Origin of the sequence: Microbulbifer pacificus, assembly GCF_033723955.1 — a bacterium.
Lineage (GTDB): Bacteria > Pseudomonadota > Gammaproteobacteria > Pseudomonadales > Cellvibrionaceae > Microbulbifer > Microbulbifer pacificus.
This window is the reverse complement of sequence record NZ_CP137555.1, coordinates 1,347,780-1,367,931: the sequence shown is the minus strand read 5'-3', so window position 1 is coordinate 1,367,931 and position 20,152 is coordinate 1,347,780. Positions and strand designations below refer to the sequence as shown.

At 60.4% G+C, this 20,152-nt stretch carries 19 protein-coding genes; 13 read left to right on the top strand and 6 right to left on the bottom strand.

Translation table 11 applies throughout. The features are described 5' to 3' along the window. Window positions 1–1,350 carry a phosphohexomutase domain-containing protein gene (locus R5R33_RS06125; RefSeq protein ID WP_318955156.1) on the top strand — a complete coding sequence of 450 codons (1,350 nt, stop codon included), beginning with the start codon at window positions 1–3 and terminating at the stop codon, window positions 1,348–1,350. Window positions 1,351–1,755: 405 nt separating this feature from the next. Here the strand turns inward: R5R33_RS06125 and ispB are convergent, their stop codons facing one another. After that, on the bottom strand, window positions 1,756–2,718 hold the full coding sequence (gene ispB / locus R5R33_RS06120) for an octaprenyl diphosphate synthase (protein WP_318955155.1): 963 nt from the start codon (window positions 2,716–2,718) through the stop codon (window positions 1,756–1,758). Between the two features lie 313 nt (window positions 2,719–3,031). On the opposite strand from ispB, the gene rplU reads away from it, so the two are divergent. From rplU to proB, 4 genes are all read left to right on the top strand, one after another. Beyond that, complete coding sequence (gene rplU / locus R5R33_RS06115) at window positions 3,032–3,343, top strand: 50S ribosomal protein L21 (RefSeq protein ID WP_318955154.1); 312 nt, start codon at window positions 3,032–3,034, stop codon at window positions 3,341–3,343. Window positions 3,344–3,360: 17 nt separating this feature from the next. Beyond that, on the top strand, window positions 3,361–3,618 hold the full coding sequence (gene rpmA / locus R5R33_RS06110; protein WP_318955153.1) for a 50S ribosomal protein L27: 258 nt from the start codon (window positions 3,361–3,363) through the stop codon (window positions 3,616–3,618). A gap of 119 nt (window positions 3,619–3,737) precedes the next feature. Beyond that, the gene (cgtA, locus tag R5R33_RS06105; RefSeq protein WP_318955152.1) at window positions 3,738–4,940 is read left to right on the top strand and encodes an Obg family GTPase CgtA; all 1,203 of its coding nucleotides are present in this window, start codon (window positions 3,738–3,740) and stop codon (window positions 4,938–4,940) included. 73 nt (window positions 4,941–5,013) lie between these two features. Continuing rightward, window positions 5,014–6,147 (top strand): glutamate 5-kinase, encoded by a 1,134-nt coding sequence (proB, locus tag R5R33_RS06100; protein ID WP_318955151.1) that lies wholly within the window; start codon window positions 5,014–5,016, stop codon window positions 6,145–6,147. Window positions 6,148–6,360: 213 nt separating this feature from the next. On the opposite strand, the gene rpsT is transcribed toward proB, so the two are convergent. The 5 genes from rpsT to R5R33_RS06075 form a co-directional block, all read right to left on the bottom strand. After that, the gene (gene rpsT, locus R5R33_RS06095; RefSeq protein WP_318955150.1) at window positions 6,361–6,627 is read right to left on the bottom strand and encodes a 30S ribosomal protein S20; all 267 of its coding nucleotides are present in this window, start codon (window positions 6,625–6,627) and stop codon (window positions 6,361–6,363) included. A 159-nt stretch (window positions 6,628–6,786) separates the two neighbouring features. Next, complete coding sequence (locus R5R33_RS06090; RefSeq protein WP_318955149.1) at window positions 6,787–8,853, bottom strand: ATP-binding protein; 2,067 nt, start codon at window positions 8,851–8,853, stop codon at window positions 6,787–6,789. A 20-nt stretch (window positions 8,854–8,873) separates the two neighbouring features. Beyond that, a complete protein-coding gene (gene pdsR / locus R5R33_RS06085; RefSeq protein WP_318955148.1) occupies window positions 8,874–9,566 on the bottom strand; it encodes a proteobacterial dedicated sortase system response regulator in 693 nt (230 codons plus the stop codon). A 234-nt stretch (window positions 9,567–9,800) separates the two neighbouring features. Further along, window positions 9,801–10,511 carry an OmpA family protein gene (locus tag R5R33_RS06080; RefSeq protein ID WP_318955147.1) on the bottom strand — a complete coding sequence of 237 codons (711 nt, stop codon included), beginning with the start codon at window positions 10,509–10,511 and terminating at the stop codon, window positions 9,801–9,803. Window positions 10,512–10,715: 204 nt separating this feature from the next. Further along, complete coding sequence (locus tag R5R33_RS06075; RefSeq protein WP_318955146.1) at window positions 10,716–10,856, bottom strand: hypothetical protein; 141 nt, start codon at window positions 10,854–10,856, stop codon at window positions 10,716–10,718. 314 nt (window positions 10,857–11,170) lie between these two features. Between R5R33_RS06075 and murJ the strand changes: the two genes are divergently transcribed. The 8 genes from murJ to pilV all read left to right on the top strand — a co-directional run bounded on the left by murJ (window position 11,171) and on the right by pilV (window position 20,150). After that, window positions 11,171–12,721, top strand: coding sequence for a murein biosynthesis integral membrane protein MurJ (gene murJ, locus R5R33_RS06070; protein WP_318955705.1), 1,551 nt, complete (start codon window positions 11,171–11,173; stop codon window positions 12,719–12,721). Window positions 12,722–12,818: 97 nt separating this feature from the next. Next, window positions 12,819–13,796 (top strand): bifunctional riboflavin kinase/FAD synthetase, encoded by a 978-nt coding sequence (gene ribF / locus R5R33_RS06065; RefSeq protein WP_318955145.1) that lies wholly within the window; start codon window positions 12,819–12,821, stop codon window positions 13,794–13,796. Window positions 13,797–14,226: 430 nt separating this feature from the next. Further along, the gene (ileS, locus tag R5R33_RS06060; protein ID WP_318955144.1) at window positions 14,227–17,031 is read left to right on the top strand and encodes an isoleucine--tRNA ligase; all 2,805 of its coding nucleotides are present in this window, start codon (window positions 14,227–14,229) and stop codon (window positions 17,029–17,031) included. Beyond that, complete coding sequence (gene lspA / locus R5R33_RS06055) at window positions 17,024–17,542, top strand: signal peptidase II (RefSeq protein ID WP_318955143.1); 519 nt, start codon at window positions 17,024–17,026, stop codon at window positions 17,540–17,542. The genes ileS and lspA overlap by 8 nt, the downstream gene beginning before the upstream one ends. A gap of 47 nt (window positions 17,543–17,589) precedes the next feature. Then, a complete protein-coding gene (locus R5R33_RS06050; protein WP_318955142.1) occupies window positions 17,590–18,030 on the top strand; it encodes an FKBP-type peptidyl-prolyl cis-trans isomerase in 441 nt (146 codons plus the stop codon). Window positions 18,031–18,047: 17 nt separating this feature from the next. Beyond that, window positions 18,048–18,983, top strand: coding sequence for a 4-hydroxy-3-methylbut-2-enyl diphosphate reductase (gene ispH / locus R5R33_RS06045; protein ID WP_318955141.1), 936 nt, complete (start codon window positions 18,048–18,050; stop codon window positions 18,981–18,983). A gap of 184 nt (window positions 18,984–19,167) precedes the next feature. After that, window positions 19,168–19,674, top strand: a complete 507-nt coding sequence (locus R5R33_RS06040; protein ID WP_318955140.1) for a GspH/FimT family pseudopilin — start codon at window positions 19,168–19,170, stop codon at window positions 19,672–19,674. A gap of 8 nt (window positions 19,675–19,682) precedes the next feature. After that, window positions 19,683–20,150, top strand: coding sequence for a type IV pilus modification protein PilV (pilV, locus tag R5R33_RS06035; RefSeq protein ID WP_318955139.1), 468 nt, complete (start codon window positions 19,683–19,685; stop codon window positions 20,148–20,150). Window positions 20,151–20,152 lie beyond the last annotated feature (2 nt).

The window sequence follows — 20,152 nt, the reverse complement described above, 5'->3', positions numbered from 1 at the left end:
ATGACAGAGTTGACCTGCTTTAAAGCTTACGATCTGCGCGGCCGTGTGCCGGATGAACTGAATACCGACGTGGCCTATCGTGTAGGCCGCGCCTTCGCGCAGTTCCTGGGCGCGCGCCGCGTGGTGGTGGGACACGATATTCGCCTCACCAGCGGCGAACTGACCGACGCCCTGGCCAACGGCCTGCGCGACGCCGGCGCCGATGTGTACCATATCGGCGAGTGCGGTACCGAGGAAATCTATTTCTCCACATTCCATGGCGATTTCGACGGCGGCATCTGCGTGACTGCAAGCCACAATCCCATGGATTACAACGGCATGAAGTTCGTGCGCTCGGGCTCTCGTCCTATCAGCGGTGACACCGGCCTGCTCGACATCAAAAAACTCGCGGAAGACAACAATTTCGCCGCGGTGGAAAAACGCGGTGAATTGCACAGCTTCGCGCACCGCGACGACTTCGTTAAACACCTGCTGGGCTATGTGGATGTGCCCGCTCTGAAACCGCTGAAACTGGTGGTGAATGCCGGTAACGGCGGCGCCGGCGCGGTTGTTGACGCCCTGGCCCCGCACCTACCATTTGAGTTCGTGCGCGTAAACCACGAGCCAGACGGCAACTTCCCCAACGGTATCCCCAACCCGATCCTGCCGGAAAACCGTGAATCCACCGCAGTTGCGGTGCGTGAAAGCGGCGCGGACTTCGGTATCGCCTGGGACGGCGACTTTGACCGCTGTTTCTTCTTCGATGAGAGCGGTGAATTTATCGAGGGCTACTACGTGGTCGGCCTGCTGGCGGAAGCCTTCCTGGCCAAACACCCGGGTGCCAAGGTGGTACACGACCCGCGCCTGACATGGAATACCGAAGATATCGTCAAAGCCGCGGGCGGCGAGCCGGTACAGAGCAAAACTGGCCATGCGTTTATCAAGGAGCGCATGCGCAAGGAAGACGCCATCTACGGCGGCGAAATGAGCGCGCACCACTACTTCCGCGATTTCGCCTACTGTGACAGCGGCATGATTCCGTGGCTGCTGGTGGCGGAGCTGGTGAGCCACAGCGGCAAGTCCCTGTCTCAGCTGGTGGGTGAGCGCATGAAAGCCTTCCCGTGCAGTGGCGAGATCAACTCCAAGGTCGCAGACCCGAAAGCACTGCTGCAGGCGGCGGAAGAAAAATACGCGGCCGGCGCCAACAGCGTTGAGCATGTGGATGGCCTGAGCATCGCGTTTGACGACTGGCGCTTCAACCTGCGTATGTCCAACACCGAGCCGGTTGTACGCTTGAACGTCGAGTCCCGTGGGGATGAGGCGTTGATGAAGGCCAAGACCGAAGAGTTGCTGGCGCTGATTCGCGGTTAAGTGGTTTTTTGGTTGGGACTTCGTAGTTGAGAATGGTGGCGACCCTGCTATCGGGTACTGCCTCGCGAGACACGCCGTGAACCCATCCATGGGGGCTCTTCTAAAACATCCCTGTTTTAGAAGGTCTCGCGAGGCAGTCCCCGATATCAGGGCCTTCGCTTCGAGCTTTCGCACTTCGTTTATGGCAATAGCGTCGAAGTACCAAAGTGCGATGTGAAGGCGGGGTGCCGGGTGCGGGTTTTCAGGAGCGTCGCAAACAGGATGTTTGCGCCGCAGCGCCCAGGGATGGGTTCACAGCGGTCCTGAAAACCCGCACCCGGTACCCAGCCGCCACAGGACCTGCTTCAGAACCACAAACAATCAGAACCACAAACAAAAAGCCCCGGAATTTTCCGGGGCTTTTCATTAAGTGGTCCGCTGGATCGAAAATTCCGCCAACTGCCGAAGCGCAGTCTTGTGCTCCCCATCTGGCAAAAATTCCAGTTTTTCCAACGCAAGTTCTACTTCTTTCCTGGCGCGGTCAAAGGTGTAATCGAGCGCACCACAAGCCTCGATAGCCGTAACAATCTCGGCGAGCTTATCCGCCGATTTCTGCTCGATCGCCTCCCGCACCAGCGCCGCTTGTTCTTCGGTGCCATTCGCCATAGCGTAAATCAGCGGCAGGGTGGGTTTGCCCTCGGCGAGGTCGTCGCCCACATTCTTGCCCAGCTCTTCCGAATTGCCGCGGTAATCCAGCGCATCGTCCACCAGCTGGAACGCAGAGCCCAGATGGCGACCGTAGAGTTTCAGGGATTCGCGCTCGTCCGCGCTGCAGCCGGCGAGTACCGCCGCGGTTTCACAGGCCGCTTCGAACAGCGCGCCGGTCTTCTTGTGGATAACATTGAGGTAGTTGGCCTCCGTGACCGCGGGATCTCCGGCGTTCACCAGCTGCTGCACCTCGCCCTCGGCAATGGTGTTGGTGGTGTCAGACAGGATCGCCATGATGTCCATGTCTTTCAGTGCCACCATCATCTGGAACGCGCGCGAGTACAGGAAGTCACCAACGAGCACCGCCGGCGCATTGCCCCACTGGGCATTGGCGGTGATACGGCCGCGGCGCATGTCAGAGGTGTCCACCACATCGTCGTGCAGCAGGGTCGCGGTGTGGATAAACTCAATGATCGCCGCCAGACTGATATGATCGCCGCCCTGGTATCCCGCCGCGCGGGCACACAGCAGCACCAGTAGTGGGCGCAGGCGCTTGCCGCCGGCCTCGACCAGATAGTGACCAATGTTCTCCACCAGGGGAACGTCCGAGTGCAGTTGGTCGATGATGGTCTGATTGACCGCCGCAAAATCGTCGGCGGCTACCTGGTGGAAAGGCAACATGCAGGATTCCTTATACTGCGCTTTGGTTTTCTGTCGGCGGCAAGACTAGCGGTTTTGGCCCCGGGCGGAAAGGCGCGAGGCAAAGGTTGTCCGAAAAACGCGCTATTGTGCCAGACGGCCGAATTGATTAGAATCTGCGCCCCGCTCAATCCGGGCTTACCTGCCATGCTCGATCATGGGGTAGTCCACGGGCCGGGAAGACGTTTTAACCAAACGGCGCAAGCTCCCAAAATGCTGGCCAGGTGGTCACCAATTACTGGTGATTGGGCCCGGCCGCTGCTTCGTGTCGTCCATTTTGTTGGAGCATAGAAATATGTACGCTGTTTTTGAGAGCGGTGGCAAGCAACACCGTGTAGTAGAAGGCGAAGTTCTGCGCCTGGAAAAAATTGAAGTAGCTACCGGCGAATCTGTCGATTTCGATAAGGTTCTGATGGTAGTTAACGGCGAAACCATCAGCATCGGTGCGCCGGTTGTTGAAGGCGCCAAGGTGACTGCAGAAGTTCTGGGCCACGGCCGCGGTGACAAGGTGAAAATCATCAAGTTCCGTCGTCGTAAGCACTCCCTGAAGCGTCAGGGTCACCGTCAGTGGTACACCGAAGTTAAGATCACTGGCATCAAGGCATAAGAGAGGAGTAACGACTCATGGCACACAAGAAAGCTGGCGGTAGTACGCGCAACGGTCGCGATTCCGAAAGTAAACGCCTGGGCGTGAAGCGCTTTGGCGGCCAGGCTGTCTCTGCAGGCAGCATCATCGTGCGTCAGCGCGGTACCAAGTTCCACGCTGGTGTGAACGTTGGTATGGGCAAAGATCACACCCTGTTCGCTACCGCCGACGGCGTAGTGAAGTTTGAGGTGAAAGGCGTGAATAACCGCAAGTTTGTTTCTATCGAAACTGCCTAAGCGGTCACAGCGTCCGATAAAAAGCCCCGCAATTGCGGGGCTTTTTTGTATCTTGCCCGTTTTTTTGGATTGATCCCGGGCAAATTACACTGAAGACCGGGTAACCGGTAAGTAGAGTCATGAAATTTGTAGATGAGGCACCGATCAAGGTGCAGGCCGGCAACGGCGGTAAAGGGTGTTGCAGCTTCTGGCGCGAGAAATTCATTGCCAAGGGTGGCCCCGATGGCGGTGACGGCGGCGACGGCGGCTCCGTGTATCTGTTGGCCGACGATTCCCTGAATACCTTGGTGGATTATCGCTTCCAGCCCAACCACCAGGCCCAGAGCGGCGAGGCCGGGCGCGGCCGCAACTGCACCGGTGCCAAAGGTGAAGACCTGATCCTGAAAGTACCGGTGGGTACCACCGCCATTGATGTGGATACCGGGGAGACCCTCGGCGATCTGCTGGAGCCGGGTCAGAAGCTGCTGGTGGCCCAGGGTGGTTTCCACGGCATCGGTAACACCCGTTTCAAATCCAGTACCAACCGCGCGCCGCGCCAGACTACCCCGGGTTATCCCGGCGAGTTTCGCAATCTCAAGCTGGAGCTCAAGGTGCTGGCGGATGTGGGTATGCTCGGTCTGCCGAATGCGGGCAAGTCCACCTTTATCCGTGCGGTATCCGCGGCCAAGCCGAAGGTGGCTAACTACCCGTTTACTACGCTGGTGCCGAACCTGGGCGTGGTGAAGGTGCAGAAATATCGCAGCTTCGTGATTGCCGATATTCCCGGCCTTATCGAAGGTGCCTCAGAGGGTGCGGGTCTGGGAATCCGTTTCCTCAAGCATTTGACCCGCTGTCGCGTGCTGTTGCACCTGGTGGACCTGGCGCCGTTTGACGGCTCCGATCCGGTGCAGAATGCACTCGCCATCGAGCGCGAGCTGGAATCCTTCAGTCCTACCCTGGCGGGGCGCGAGCGCTGGCTGGTACTGAACAAGACCGATCTGGTGCCGGCGGCCGAGCTGGAAGAGCGCTGCCAGTCGATTGTCAGTGCGCTCGGCTGGCAGGGGCCGGTTTTCCGCGTCGCCGCCATCCGTGGCGAAGGAACCGATGTGTTGAGCGGCCAGCTGATGGAGTACCTCGAAGATGTGAAGCATCGCGAAGAGGTGGATGCCGATCTGTTCGAGGCGGAGCAGGAGGCCCAGCGGCAGATGCAGCGCGAGGCGCGTGAGCGTATCGAGGAAGTGCGTCTGGCCCAGCGCGCCAGACGCAAGGGCGAGGAAGAAGACGAGGATGATGAAGATTGGGACGACGATGACTACGACGTCGATGTAGAATATCGTCGTTAAGTTTTCCGCCCTTACAGAGGATTGTCCTGGCACAGGTACGACCCGCAGGGGTGCGTCCTGATATGAGGAAGAAATGGATTCCATCTCGTCGCGTCAGCAACTCTCCACCAGCAAGCGCTGGGTGATCAAAATCGGCAGTGCTCTGCTCACTGACAACGGTCGCGGCGTCAATCGCGCCGCGATCCACAACTGGGCGGGGCAGATCGGCACCCTGCGCCGGCAGGGCATCGAAGTGCTGCTGGTTTCTTCCGGTGCGGTGGCTGCGGGCATGGACCGCCTGGGCTGGCGCAAGCGCCCGGAGTCCATCCACCAGCTGCAGGCTGCCGCCGCCGTCGGCCAGAGCCATCTGGTGCAGGTGTACGAGCACGCCTTTGGCCAGTATGACTGCCGCACCGCGCAGATCCTGCTGGACCACGACGACCTCTCCAATCGCACCCGCTATCTCAATGCCCGCAGTACCCTGCGTACGCTGCTGTCGCTGGGGGCGGTGCCGATCATCAATGAAAACGACACGGTGGTAACCGACGAGATCCGCTTCGGCGACAACGATACCCTGGGAGCCCTGGTGGCCAACCTGGTGGAGGCCGACGTGCTGTTGATTCTCACCGATGCGGACGGCCTGTTTACCGAAGATCCTCGGGACAATCCCAATGCCGAGCTGGTGCGCGAGGCGGTGGCCACGGATCCGCGGCTGGTGGCGATGGCCGGCGGCTCCCGCAGTGGCCTCGGTCGCGGCGGTATGTCCACCAAGGTGCGCGCGGCGCAGCTGGCGGCGCGCTCCGGGGCGCGCACGGTCATTGTTGGCGGCAGTACGGAAGCGGTCATCGAGCGTGTGGCGGCGGGTGAGTGTCTCGGCACACTGTTGATGCCGGAGGCGGATCCGCTGACCGCGCGCAAGCGCTGGCTTGCGGGGCAGCTGCAGGTGCGCGGCAAGCTCTACCTGGATGGTGGTGCCGAGCGCGCGCTGCGCAGTCAGGGTAAAAGCCTGCTGCCGGTGGGTGTGGTGGGAATCGACGGACGCTTCCATCGCGGTGATCTGGTGAGTTGCTTCAATGCTGGCGGCGAGGAGATTGCGCGCGGACTGGTGAATTATGACAGCGGTGAGGCCGCCCGGATCTGCGGTCAATCGTCGGAGCGTATTGTGGAGCTACTGGGCTATCGCGATGACGACGAGCTGATCCACCGTGACAACCTAATCCTTCTCTGATTACGTCGTTGAGTGGCGGTCCCGCCATCGGGAATTACTTTGCGAGACACGCCGTAAACCCATCCATGGGGGCTCTTCCGCGAGGTCCCTCTCGCGGAAGGTCTCGCAAAGCAATTCCCGATACCGGAACCTTCGCAGAAGGGGCAGTAGGTTTTTTCGAGCAATAAAAAACCCCGCATGTGCGGGGTTTTTTATGCTCAGTCAGAAATTGGCTTAGGCGGCCAGTTTCTTGATCTGGGCGTTCAGGCGGCTCTTGTGACGAGCAGCCTTGTTCTTGTGAATAATGCCTTTGTCGGCCATGCGGTCGATGACCGGCACAGCAGCCGCGTAAGCGGATTTGGCTTTTTCAGTATCACCTGCATCGATGGCTGCAACTACCTTTTTGATGTAGGTGCGCACCATGGAGCGCAGACTGGCGTTGTGATTGCGGCGCTTGTCGTTCTGGCGCGCGCGTTTCTTCGCTTGAGGTGAGTTGGCCACCGGTTGCTCCTGTCTGGATCTTGATAACTCGAACAATCGGGCCGGGGGCCCGTTTGGGACGCGACATTATCCCCAGCGTTGTTTGTTTGTCAACCGCCTGCGCGGTGAGTTTGTGACTGCCCTGTCGGTGGTGGATTCAGCGCTCGATTGAGCGGCCTATCAGCGGGGCAGGCACAGTGTGAAAGTGACGCCGCTGCCATCCTCGCGGTTGGCGGCGCTGAGCTCGCCCCGGTGGAAGTCGGCGATCAGCCGCGCGATATGCAGCCCGAGCCCGAGGTGACCGGCCTTGCCGCCGTCGTCCCGCACGGAGACCAGGGAGTCGAACAGTTTCTGGCCGAACCCCTGGGGTAGCCGTGGCCCGCTATTGCTGACCCTCAGCAGGTATTCCCTGCGCTCTGCCGCCAGCGCCATGTGGATGGTACTGCCCTCGGGGGCGAAGCTCACGGCGTTGTCCACCAGCTTGTCCAACAATTGCGCCAGCAGTTCCGGCGCACCGTGGTATACCTGTGGCGTTTCCGGGCACTGCAGTTCGAAATGGTGGTCGGGGTGGGCGTCCGCGTAGCTGTGGGTGAGGGCCTGCATCAGGTCTGCCAGGTCGAAGTCTTCGCGTTCTGCCTGGCTGATACTCGCCTCCAGGTGATTGGCGGCGGAGAGGGCGTTCAGGATCGATGACAGGCGCGCGCCGCCGTCGGCAGCGCGCTCGGCATAGCGGCGACTGTCGCTGTCCAGCTCGCCGGCGGCGAGGTTGTCGAGGGAGGAACGCATCACCGCGAGCGGCGTGCGCAATTCGTGGGACAACTTGCTCGCCAGGCTGCGCAGGTACTGGTGATAGTGATCCAGCTCCGCCAGCAGGCTGGCAAAGGCCCGGTTGAGGGCACCGAGTTCATCGTGGATGAAGGGTTGTGGGAAATCCCCCCGCAGGCGGCCGCTGGCATCCACGGCATTGCTGGCGGCGCGGTGCAGCTGGCGGATGCGCCAGGACAGCCAGCTGGCATAGCCCAGCAGTAATAGCAGTACCAGGCCTGCGGCAGCGGCAGTGGTAAGCCACAGGCGGCGGGCGGCGGATTCGGTGAGCGACTGCAGGGCGCTAGCGGACTGGGCGGCGATCACCCGCCCGAGCAGTGGTCGCTCGATAATATCGTCGGCGCGGGTTACCACCGGCACGCTGGCCACGCCGATACGCTCGTCGCCAGCGCTATGCGCATTGTTTTCAGGGGCACTGAACCACTGGCCGGTGGTTTCCCGATTCTGGGTCAAATTTTCCGGGTATTGGTCCCTGGGCAGTGGCGGTAATGTATCGTTGGCCAGTAGCTGGCGGTAGAACCATTCCCGCAACCAGGGTTGTGCCGCGCCCGCTGGTTGTTCGACCTCTTCTCGTTCGGCATACCAGTCTCCGCCGGTACGAGCAAGCACGAAGCCCTCCTGGTCCACCACCGTCAGCTGCAGCTCCGGGCGGGCGAAGTGTTCCAGCTCCCGCTGCAGTTGCGGCAGTGGTTCCACTAAAGCGCCGGGGCGCCCGTCATTGGGGAGGGTGCTGGAGAGCCGTGCCGGGACACCGCCGTCGCTGTGGGTGCGATCCAGTACGCGGACCCCCAGTTCGCCGCCGCTCAATGCGGCGGGAAGGCTCAGTTCCAATTGGTAACCCTGTGGTGAAGCAGTCCAGCGGCCGCGGATACGCAGTTCCCGTTCGTACTGGCTGCGGCGGGGGTTGTACCACATGGCCTGCACCGGCCCCTGGCTCGCTACCGGCAGTGTGTACTGCTGGCTGGCGGTGTAGATTTCCACGGTATCGCCGCTGGAAATGCCACTGCTGCGGGGGTCGTGGTAGCTGGGGCTGCGGTCTCTGGCGGTTAGCAGCAGGTAAACCTGGTTGCCGTGGTGGCCCAGGGTGATCTGGGCGAGGGGCTCCCCATCCTGATCGAGCAGCTGCCTGGGTTGCAGGCGCAGCGCGCGCCACTCTTCGCCGTAGCCGTCCACTACCGGTGCCTGTTGCAGGGTGTTCAGGTAGAGCTGGGCGCCAGGCGGCCGGCCGTTGCGGAGGGGGTCTGGTGCAATCAGTTCTGGCGCGCTGGCGAGTCGCGCGGCGATGGCGTTGCCAGTGGCCTCCAGCGTCTGCATCTGGCCCTGGGCGAGGGCCTGGTCGACCTGGCGCAAATACTGGCAGCCGGCCCAGGGCAGGGCCAGGGCGCAGAGGCTCAGCAATACCAGTTGGCGGCGCAGGTTCATAAGATGCCCTTAATTCGCTCTTAAACCTGCCAGCGGTAGCCCATGCCATAGGCGGTGCCGATGGCGTCGAAGCCGGGGTCCATGGTCTGGAATTTGCGCCGGATGCGCTTCACATGGGAGGTGATGGTGTTGTCATCCAGCACCACCCGGGCCGCTTCCATCAACTGGGTGCGGGATTTGACATGCCCCGGGCGTTTCGCCAGCGCGTGCACTATCCAGAATTCTGTCACCGTGAGATCTACCGGCTCGCCTTTCCAGTGGCAGTGCAGGCGCGACACGTCCAGCTTCAGGTCACCCTGGGTGAGGATTTCGCTGTCGTCACTCTTGGATTGCATGATGCTCACCCGGCGCAGTAGGGCGCTGATGCGGGCCTGCATATGCGGCAGGGAAATGTCCTTGGTGAGGTAGTCGTCCGCGCCGAGCCGCAAGCCGGAAATGATGTCCAGTTCCGAGTCCCGCGCGGTCAGGAACAGGATCGGCAGGGTGGGGGCCATGGCGCGCAGCTCGCGGCACAGGTCGAACCCGCCCTCGATTTCGGCTCCCAGTCCAACGTCGATGACTGCCAGGTCCGGCAGCCGCTGCTGAAACGCGGCCAGCGCCTCGGGCCGGGTGTGGTAGAGCTGAACCTGGTAACCGGTGCGGCGCAGGGCATCGCGGTAGTTCTCGGCGATGGCGATTTCATCTTCGACGATGGCGATGGTGGGGCTGTTCATGCGGGCTTCGGCACCGATTATCTGTTTTGTGTGTGGCGGAAAATCATGCCTGAACATCGGGGCTGCTGGCAAAAAAGATGCCTATACAAAAAAGCGCGCTGCTTTTGGCGCGCGCAAGGTTACGGCTTACAGGGGTTGCTCGGGAATTGGCAGGTCATTTACCGGAGGTGTATGGCTTCCGCCGGTGAGTGCCCAGCCGCCGCTTTTGTGGAGCGGCGGCCGCGGGATTGAGGTTTAGAAGGTACCGGCCGTGGATTCCGGCAGGCCGAAGTGGATGTCTACCCGGCGTTCGAGGGCGTAGGCGTCGAGATCACCCTTGGTGGCCGTGGAGCGACGGGCACCGAGGGCGCGGCGCGCGATACGTTCCGGCGCTACACCGTAGGCTTCCAGGGCGCGCTGCACACTGAGGGCGCGCTGGTCGGAGAGCACGTTGTTGTAGCCGTCGCTACCGCGCGGGTCGGAGTGACCTTCAAGGAGTACTTGCAGTTGCGGGTGGCGGTTGAGGAAGTCGGCCATCGCCGCTACCTGGCGCTCCTGCGCTTCCTGCAGCTGGTCGTCGCCGGTGGTGAACAGCATCTGGAACTCCAGGCTTTCCATCGCCAGCTCGCGGGCGTCATTGGCGGAAAGTCGCGCCGCGTCCAGTTGTTGTGCCAGGTTGCCGAGTTCCGCGCGACTATCGGTCAGTTGTGTTGCGAGCATGTCAGCCTCTTCCGCTTGCTTGATCTGTTCGCCCAGCCAGGCTCCACCGAGGGCGCCGGCAATGAATCCGACCGGGCCACCTACGGCGGCACCTGCAACTGCGGCGCCGGTAAATACTGTGGCCTGTTTGGCCGGGGTCAGGGCTGAGCCCTGGGCTTTATTCTCGGTGTTTTTGGCGCCCTCGGGGGCGGCGAAGCTATTCAGGGCCAGGCTGCTCAGGGTAACTGCCAACAACATCTTTTTCATGCTCATTTTCCTTGCGATTTCGGGTTTTGGATGACTGCTCTTCGGTTCCGATCGGGTTGGTGTTTCCGTCTCGGTTGAGTGTCATTTAAACCCCGCAAGGAGGCACTGGCGTGGCGCCAGTGGGGCAAATCTCGCAGCAATTATGGCGAAATGTGGCGGTCCGCCCTGTGACTCAGTTCAGCCTCCGCGCAAGTCGCTGTGCAATCATTCCATCGACCGCCGGTAGCGGCTGTCGCGGGCCTGGTCAATCCTCACCCGCACTCGCTGGGGGCGTGGGCCCATGGCGACAACCGCGTACAGCAGTGCCGCCAGTATCAGCGCAATGATCAGCGCGTTAATGGTCATTCCGTTTCTCCTCTGTGGCCGCCAGTCCCTGCGGCTAGCCAACGGCTTAAACTGAGTATAGTTCCGTATTGCGCCAACCGTAGGGTGCGGGATTAGCATGTCCCCGTGGTCGCGGTTTGAGGTAGACTTGCCGCCCATTCTTTCCTTCTACATTCAAACTTCTGGCCGGTATCCGGCGCCGATCATCAGGAAGCAGGGACGTGGCAGCACCTTCGCCCGAACAGGAACAGTCCAAGCCGGTCCCTCAGGGGCAGGGCTCAGAGTCGCAAGGCCCCCAATCACAAGCAAAGAAAGATAGTCCGCAGCGGGGGCTGCTGCGCGGAACATCGGTAGTCGGCGGCGCCACTCTGTTGTCGCGGATTATGGGGTTGGCACGGGATGTGGTATTTGCGCGACTCACCGGTGCTGGCGATGCTGCCGACGCCTTCTTCGTAGCCTTCAAGATTCCGAATTTCTTCCGTCGCCTGTTTGCGGAAGGGGCCTTTTCCCAGGCGTTTGTGCCGGTGCTGGCGGAATACCGTCAGAATGGCGGGCTGGCAGCGGTAAAAGAGTTGAATGACCGGGTAGCCGGAGCGCTTGGCGGTACGCTGCTGCTGGTGACCCTGTTCGGCGTACTGTGCGCACCGCTCGTGACGGGCATCTTTGCCTTCGGCTGGTGGTGGGGCGGCAATGAGCCGCAGAAGTTCGCCATGGCGACGGATATGCTGCGCATCACCTTTCCCTACCTGATGCTGATTTCCCTGACCGGGTTTGCCGGTGCCATTCTCAACAGTTTCGACCGATTTGCCATCCCGGCGCTGACGCCGATCTTTCTGAATCTGGTACTGATCGGTGCGGCCACGGTGGCCGCTGGCTGGTTTGAGCCGGCGGTCATGTCCCTGGCCTGGGGGGTGCTTGTTGCGGGAATGGTTCAGCTGCTGTTCCAGATTCCGTTTCTGGTGCGGGAGGGCTTGCTGCCACGACCCAGGTGGGATTGGCAGCACCCGGGGGTGCGCAAGATCCTGCGATTGATGGCGCCGGCGATCTTTGGTGTCTCGGTCACCCAGATCAGCCTGGTGCTGGACACGGTACTGGCGTCTTTCCTGCCTACCGGGTCGGTGACCTGGCTGTATTTTTCCGATCGCCTCACCGAGCTGCCCCTTGGGGTGTTTGGTGTCGCCGTGGCCACGGTGATCCTGCCGAACCTGTCGCGGCAGCATGCCGGTGGCGACCCGAAACGCTTCCGCCACACCATCGACTGGGCGCTGCGCAGTGTCACCCTGATCGCGCTGCCGGCGGCAGTGGCGCTGTTCGTACTGGCGGAGCCGCTGCTCACCAGCCTGTTTGAATATGGAAACATGACCTCCCGCGATATGCAGATGGCGGCCTGGTCACTACGAGCCTATACCTTCGGCCTGCTGGCGTTCATGTTGATCAAGGTGCTGGCGCCGGGCTACTTCGCCCGCCAGGATACGACGACACCGGTGCGCTTCGGGCTGATCGCCATTGCCTCAAAGATGGTGCTGAGCCTGTTGTTCGTGGTGCCACTGCATATGTATTTCCAGCTCGGCCATATGGGGCTCGCCATGGCCACCGCCGGGCAGGCGGCAATCAATGCCTGGCTGCTGTACCGGGGGTTGCGCCAGGGCGGGGTCTACGCGCCCGAAGCGGGGTGGCGCTCTTTCCTTACGCGGCTGTTGCTGGCCAACCTGGCTATGGCGGCGGTGTTGCTGGCGGTACTCCACTACTGGCCGAGCTGGCACGACTGGCCCTGGTGGCAGCGGGCCTGGCGCATGAGCGCGCTGGTCGCCGCCGGTGGCGCCACCTACGGATTGGTACTGCTGGCCAGCGGTCTGCGCCCGCGCCATTTCCGCGCCACCTCATGAATGACCGAAATCCCCAGAAGGCGGCCAAATCCGTTATACTGCGCCGCTTGATTTTGCAAGGGCAATCAAGGGTGACTAGAAGGGTGAGTGAAGCACTGTGACCGAGCAACGGGAGCTGATTCGCGGGTTGCATAACCTGCGGCCGCGCCACCACGGATGCGTGGCGACTATCGGTTCATTCGACGGCGTGCACCTGGGGCATCAGGCCATCATCACCCAGTTACGGGCGCGCGCGGCCGAGCGCAAGCTGCCCTCGGTGGCGATCATCTTCGAACCCCAGCCCCATGAGTACTTCTCCGGCGAAAAAGCGCCGGCGCGACTGATGCGTTTCAAGGAGAAGGTACTGGCGCTGTTTGCGGCGGGTGTCGACCGTGTGTTGTGCCTGCAGTTCAACGAGCGCTTGCGCAGCCTGAGTGCGGAGGCGTTTATCCGGCAGGTGCTGGTAGACGGCCTCGGGGTGCGCCATCTTGTGGTGGGAGACGATTTCCGTTTCGGTTGCGATCGCAGTGGCGACTATGTGCTGCTGCAGAAAGCTGGTGCGGAGGCGGGCTTTAGTGTTGAAGACACGGCCACCCTGGAAATCGCCGGTGAGCGAGTGAGCAGTACCCGCATCCGCGAGGCCTTACAGAACGCGGACTTTGCCCTGGCACAACAGTTATTGGGCAAGCCCTATAGAATTACCGGCCTGGTGGCACGAGGCCGAGCTCTTGGCCGGCAGCTGGGTGCACCCACGGCGAATGTTCGACTACACCGCTACCGCTCTCCGCTGGTGGGGGTGTACACGGTGACCGCAAAGCGCACCAATGGCAGCCCCATGAGCGGCAGCTGTATGGAAGTGGCGGGTGTGGCCAATGTGGGCTTCCGCCCCACGGTGGAAGGCGAGGGTGCAAAACCACTGCTGGAAGTGCACCTATTCGATTTCAGCGGCGACCTGTACGGCCGCGAAATCGCCGTCACCTTCCACCATAAATTGCGCGACGAAGAAAAGTTTGAGTCCCTCGACGTCCTCAAACAGAAAATCGCCGAAGACATCGAAAACGCGAAAGCGTGGTTTGCCAACTGCAAACCAAATTAAGTTACTCCTTCGCATCTGAATGGCACAAAACCCAGATGCGAAGGCAGAGCATCGGGTACGAGTTTTCAGGAGCGTCGGCAACAGGGATGTTGCCGACGCAGCTTACAGGGACGTATTCACAGCGGTCCTGAAAACTCGTACCCGGTGCTCTGCCGCCACCAGACCAGCTTCATAGGGTCCCCGATATTTGGTAACGGAGCTCTGTTCTAAGTCCGGTGGCGCGGAAGCAATGGGTATCAGGTTTCAAAATCGCTGCGAGTACATCCATGTACGCTCCGTCGGTGACGTCCCTGTCACCGACGGTTTTGAAACCTGATCCCCATTACTCCCGCTTCAAATGTTATTTCTGTGCTTCGTAAGCCTTTGGGTTTCGAAGTTCAGCTGCACGAACTATGAATTGTTTTAGCGCTACAACCGAAGTAGATAACCAATGACCGACTACAAAGCGACCCTGAACCTGCCCGAAACCGACTTCCCCATGCGCGGCAACCTGCCGAGTCGGGAGCCGGAAATTCTGAAACAATGGCAAGAAGGCAAGCTCTACGAAAAAATTCGCGAGGCCCGCGCCGGTCGCGAACAGTTTATCCTGCACGATGGCCCTCCCTACGCCAACGGCGATATTCATATCGGTCACTCGGTTAACAAGATTCTCAAAGACATCATCGTCAAGTCTAAAACCCTGAGTGGTTTAGATGCCCCCTACGTGCCCGGCTGGGACTGCCACGGCCTGCCCATCGAACACAAGGTGGAGCAGAAGGTCGGCAAGGCCGGTACCAAAGTGGACCACAAAACCTTCCGACAGAAGTGCCGCGAATACGCCGCCAAGCAGGTAGAAGGTCAGAAGAAAGACTTTATCCGTCTCGGCGTGTTCGGCGACTGGGAAAACCCCTATCGCACCATGGACTTCGAGTTTGAAGCCGACATCATCCGCGCCCTCGCTGGCGTGGTGAAGAATGGCCACCTGTCTCGCGGCTTCAAGCCCGTGTACTGGAGTGTGGTGGGCGGCTCCGCGCTGGCGGAAGCGGAAGTGGAGTACCAGGACAAGACCTCCTACTCCATCTATGTGAATTACCCAGCTACCGAAGAAACCGCACTTGCCATCGCCGATGCAGCTGGCGGGCATGCTGGTGAGGGCCAGTTGTCCGTGGTGATCTGGACCACCACACCCTGGACCCTGCCGTCTTCCCAGGCAGTTTCTGTAAATGGTGAACTGGAATACGTGGTGGTGCAGGTCGGCGATAAGCGCCTGCTGCTGGCGGAAGCCTTGAAAGATGCGGTGCTGGCGCAGACCGGCCTCGAAGGCAAAGTGGTTGGCCATATCCGCGGTGCTGCACTGGAACACCTGAAAGTCAGCCACCCCTTCTACGCAAAAGAGCTGCCGATCATCCTCGGTGACCACGTCACCACCGATGCCGGTACCGGCTGCGTGCACACCGCGCCCGACCACGGTCCGGACGACTTCAATGTGGGCAAGCGCTACGGCATCGATACGCTGAATTATGTCGACGACAACGGTGTCTACCGCGACAGCACGCCGCTGGTTGCCGGCGAACACGTGTACAAAGTAGACGACAAGATTGTCGAACTGCTGAAGGACAACAACGTGCTGCTGCACCAGGGCAAGCTGGTGCACAGCTACCCGCACTGCTGGCGCACCAAGACCCCGCTGATCTACCGCGCCACCCCGCAGTGGTTTATCAGCATGCAACAGAACGACCTGCTGGATCACGCGCAGAAAGCCGCCGACGAAGTACAGTGGATCCCCGGCTGGGGCAAGGCGCGCATTGATTCCATGCTTAACGCTAGCCCGGACTGGTGTATTTCCCGTCAGCGCACCTGGGGTGTGCCCATCGCGCTGTTCGTGCACAAAGAGACCCACGAAATTCACCCGGACACCCCGGCGCTGATGGAAAAAGTCGCGCAGCAGGTGGAAAAGGCGGGTATGGATGTCTGGTTTGAACTGGACGCCAAAGAGCTGCTCGGCGACGATGCGGACAGCTATCAGAAAGTTACCGACACTCTGGATGTGTGGTTCGATTCCGGCGTGACCCACCACGCGGTGCTGAAGCGTCGCGAAGCCCTGCGTTTCCCGGCGGATCTGTATCTGGAAGGTTCCGACCAGCACCGCGGCTGGTTCCAGTCCTCCCTGAAAACGTCCATCGCCATCAACGACTGCGCACCCTATAAGCAGGTGCTCACGCACGGTTTCACCGTGGACGCCCAGGGCCGTAAGATGTCCAAGTCCATCGGCAATACCGTGGCGCCCCAGGATGTGATCAACAAGCTGGGTGCGGATGTGCTGCGTCTGTGGGTTTCTGCCACCGACTTCAGTGGCGAGATGGCGGTTTCCGACGAAATCCTGAAGCGCACTGCGGACTCCTATCGCCGCCTGCGCAATACCGCGCGCTTCTTCCTGTCCAACCTGGCAGGCTTCGATCCGGCCACCGACCTGCTGCCGGCAGAAGAACTACTGGCACTGGACCGCTGGGCCATCGAGCAGGCCGCGAAACTGCAGCAGGAAATCATCGCCGCCTACGATCGCTACCAGTTCCACCAGATCTACCAGAAGCTGCACAACTTCTGCGTGGTGGAGATGGGCGGTTTCTACCTCGATATCATCAAGGATCGCCAGTACACCACCCAGGCCGACAGTGTCGCCCGTCGCTCCGCGCAGACCGCGCTGTACCACATCGTGCAGGCCTTCGTGCGCTGGGTTGCGCCGATCCTGAGCTTTACCGCGGAAGAGCTGTGGCAGTTTATTCCCGGCAACACCGAAGACAGTGTAATGCTGGCCGAGTGGCACGAGTTCCCCGAGCTGCCGCTGGACAATGCGATGGACGCGGAATTCTGGGATGCCATCGCCGATGTGAAAACCGCGGTGAACAAGGTGCTGGAAGAACAGCGTGCGGCCGGCCACATCGGCGGATCCCTGCAGGCCTCCGTCACCCTGTTCGCCGATGAAGCGCTGCAGCAGAAGCTGGAGGCGCTCAAGGACGAACTGCGCTTCGTGCTGATCTGCTCCTCGACTTCCGTACAGGCTCTGACCGATGCCGCGGGTGCCGAGAAGACCGAGCTCGCCGGCCTGCGGGTGGCGGTGCACAAGGTGGACGCGCCCAAGTGCGGACGCTGCTGGCACTACCGTGAAGATGTGGGCAGCAACAGCGAGCACCCGGAACTCTGCGGCCGTTGTGTGGAGAACGTGAGCGGCGATGGCGAGGTGCGCCACTATGCCTAAACTCCTGTCCTCGCCGGTGCGCTGGTATCTGCTGGCGCTGCTGGTGATTCTGGTGGATATCGCCACCAAGGTGTGGGCGGTGGAGCGCTTTATGTACGGCCCCGCGCTGCAGATCATTCCCGGACTGCTGCAGTTTACCTATGCGGAAAACTACGGGGCCGCATTCAGTTTTCTCGCCGATGCCGGCGGCTGGCAGCGTTGGTTCTTCGGCGCCATCGCACTGGTCTTCAGTGTCGTGGTCGTCATGTGGATCAAGCGACTCCCTGTGGCTAAGCGCTGGGAGCCTGCCGCGCTGGCCCTGATTCTCGGCGGTGCACTGGGTAACTTTTGGGATCGCATGCTGCTTGGGTATGTGCGCGATTTTATTTCCGTGTACTACGGCAGCTGGCATTTTCCTGTATTCAACGTGGCCGACATGGCCATCTCCATCGGCGCCGCCATGCTGGTGATCGAGCTGCTGTTTTTCAAAGACAAAGGCGAAGTGACCGGCAAAGACGGCGCGGAAGTGTAAGGTTTCAGAACGGTACCGTTTAAAGCAGTACCATTTAGAGCAGTAATATGAGCAACAACGTTATCGGCGAACACAGCCGCGTCACCCTGCACTTCAGTCTCAAGCTGGATGACGGCTCCGAAGTGGACTCCAATTTCGACGGTGAGCCCGCCACCTTTATTGTCGGCGACGGCAACCTGCTGCCGGGCTTCGAACACGCCCTGTTCGGACTGAAAGCCGGCGACGAAGCGGAGATCGAGATTCCCCCGGAAGGGGCCTTTGGTCAGCGCAATCCCGCCAATATTCAGACTGTGCGCCGGGATACCTTTTCCCCGGACATGGAACTGGAAGAGGGGCTGGTAGTCTCTTTCGACAACGGTAGTGGTGAACTTCCCGGCATCATTCGCGAGATTGGCGAAGACGAGGTGGAGGTGGATTTCAATCACCCGCTCGCCGGGCAGACCGTGTTTTTCCACGTAAAAATTCTCGAAGTGGCCTCGATCAACTAGGTCAGGGAAAGAACAGCATGCAAATTCGCCTCGCCAATCCCCGCGGTTTCTGTGCCGGCGTCGACCGAGCCATCGATATCGTCAACCGCGCCCTCGACGTGTTCGGCGCGCCCATCTATGTGCGCCACGAAGTGGTGCACAACAAATTTGTGGTCGACAGCCTGCGTGAACGCGGTGCTGTATTTGTCGACGAACTGGATGAAGTGCCGGACGATGTCATCGTCATTTTCAGTGCCCACGGGGTATCCAAAGCGGTACAGCTGGAAGCAGAGAACCGCGGCCTCAAGGTCTTCGATGCCACCTGCCCGCTGGTGACCAAAGTGCACATGGAGGTGAGCAAGTTCAGCAGCGACGGCAGCGAGTGCATCCTGATTGGCCACGAGGGCCACCCGGAAGTGGAAGGCACCATGGGTCAGTACGACACCGGTAATGGCGGTGCCATCTATCTGGTGGAAGACGAGCAGGATGTGGCCAGGCTCGAAGTCAAAGATCCGGACAATCTCACCTTCGTCACCCAGACCACGCTCTCCGTGGACGACACCTCTCGGGTGATCGACGCCCTGCGGGCCAAATTCCCCAATATCCGTGGTCCGCGCAAAGACGATATCTGCTATGCCACCCAGAACCGTCAGGACGCCGTGCGCCAGCTGGCGCTGGAGTGCGACCTGGTATTGGTGGTGGGCAGCCCCAACAGCTCCAATTCCAACCGCCTGCGGGAACTGGCGGAACGCTGTGGCACCGAAGCTTATCTGATCGACGGCCCGGAATGTGTTGATCCCGCATGGCTGAATGGCAAAAAGACCATCGGCATTACCGCGGGTGCCTCGGCTCCGGAAGTACTGGTGGAGCGGGTGATCCAGAAGCTGCGCGACCTGGGCGCTGAGGCGCCGAACGAGGTGGCGGGCATCCCGGAAAATATCAGTTTCAGCCTGCCGAAAGAGCTGCGTCAGTAGCTAATTCCTCTCCTCTCTGGTGAGCAAGCGGGATAAGCCCGCTTGTCGCCTTCTCCCTACCGTCCATCGGTATCCACCAAATCCAACACTGATTTCGCTTTAATCCGTGTAGGAAATTGGTATATATGCCCAGTTATTAGAATCCGGCTGTGATTCTGCCAATTACGTATTAGGGCAAAACAAAATGAACCTTCTTAGACGAGAGGCGGGTTTCACGCTGATCGAACTGATGATAGTCGTGACGATACTGGCCATTGTAATGGCGATCGGTATCCCCTCGTTTACCACCATGATCAAGAACAACCGCCTTACTGCCGCGGTGAACGACCTGGCTGGCGCGTTACATTTTGCGCGTGCCGAGGCGGTTAGGCGCGGTCGCTCGGTTCAGGTCCAGGCCCTGAATAACGATATCGCCAATGGATTGCGGGTTTGGTTTGATACGAACTCAAATAGCAGTTTCAACGACGGCGAGGAAATGCGCGTGGTACGCCTTGCGGGGACATCGGGGATTACAGCCACTGCTGGTGTTACGAACTTAAATATGACGTATAGCGCACGGGGCTCGGTTAGCGGCGCGGGCAATGAATTGAAAATCACGTTGTGCGATGACCGCAGCGGGAGCCATGGCAAGGAGCTTCGCCTACTTGCCTCAGGTATGCTGCGCACGTCTTCGGGGGTCGCATGCAATTAGGGGGGCGGATGAAGAAGCAGCTGGGTGCAACCATGATTGAGGTGCTGGTTACCATACTGGTGCTGGCCGTTGGACTTTTGGGGCTCGCAGCGACGCAAGTGATGAGCCTTAAGAATGGCAATAATTCCCATCATCGGTATCTGGCCGCGCTAGCCGCCCATGAAATGGCTGAGCGTATGCGGGCAAATCCTGATGGTCTTGAACTGGCAAGCTATGACGGCAAGACGGTGGATGGGTCTGAAAGCAGCGTCGACTGCAGCTCCAAATGCTCTGCAGCAAGTCTTGCCGATTTGGATCTATATGACTGGGGTCAAGTGATCTCAAATAATCTTCCGGGAGGAGAGGGTGAGATCGAGCGCGTGGGGCGAACCGTTACCCTTACCATTACTTGGAATGAGCAACACACGGGCGAAAATCGCGGCACTGCCGCAGGCGGCACAGAAGAGTCGGAATTCGAGATGGTGGTAGAGCTGTGAAT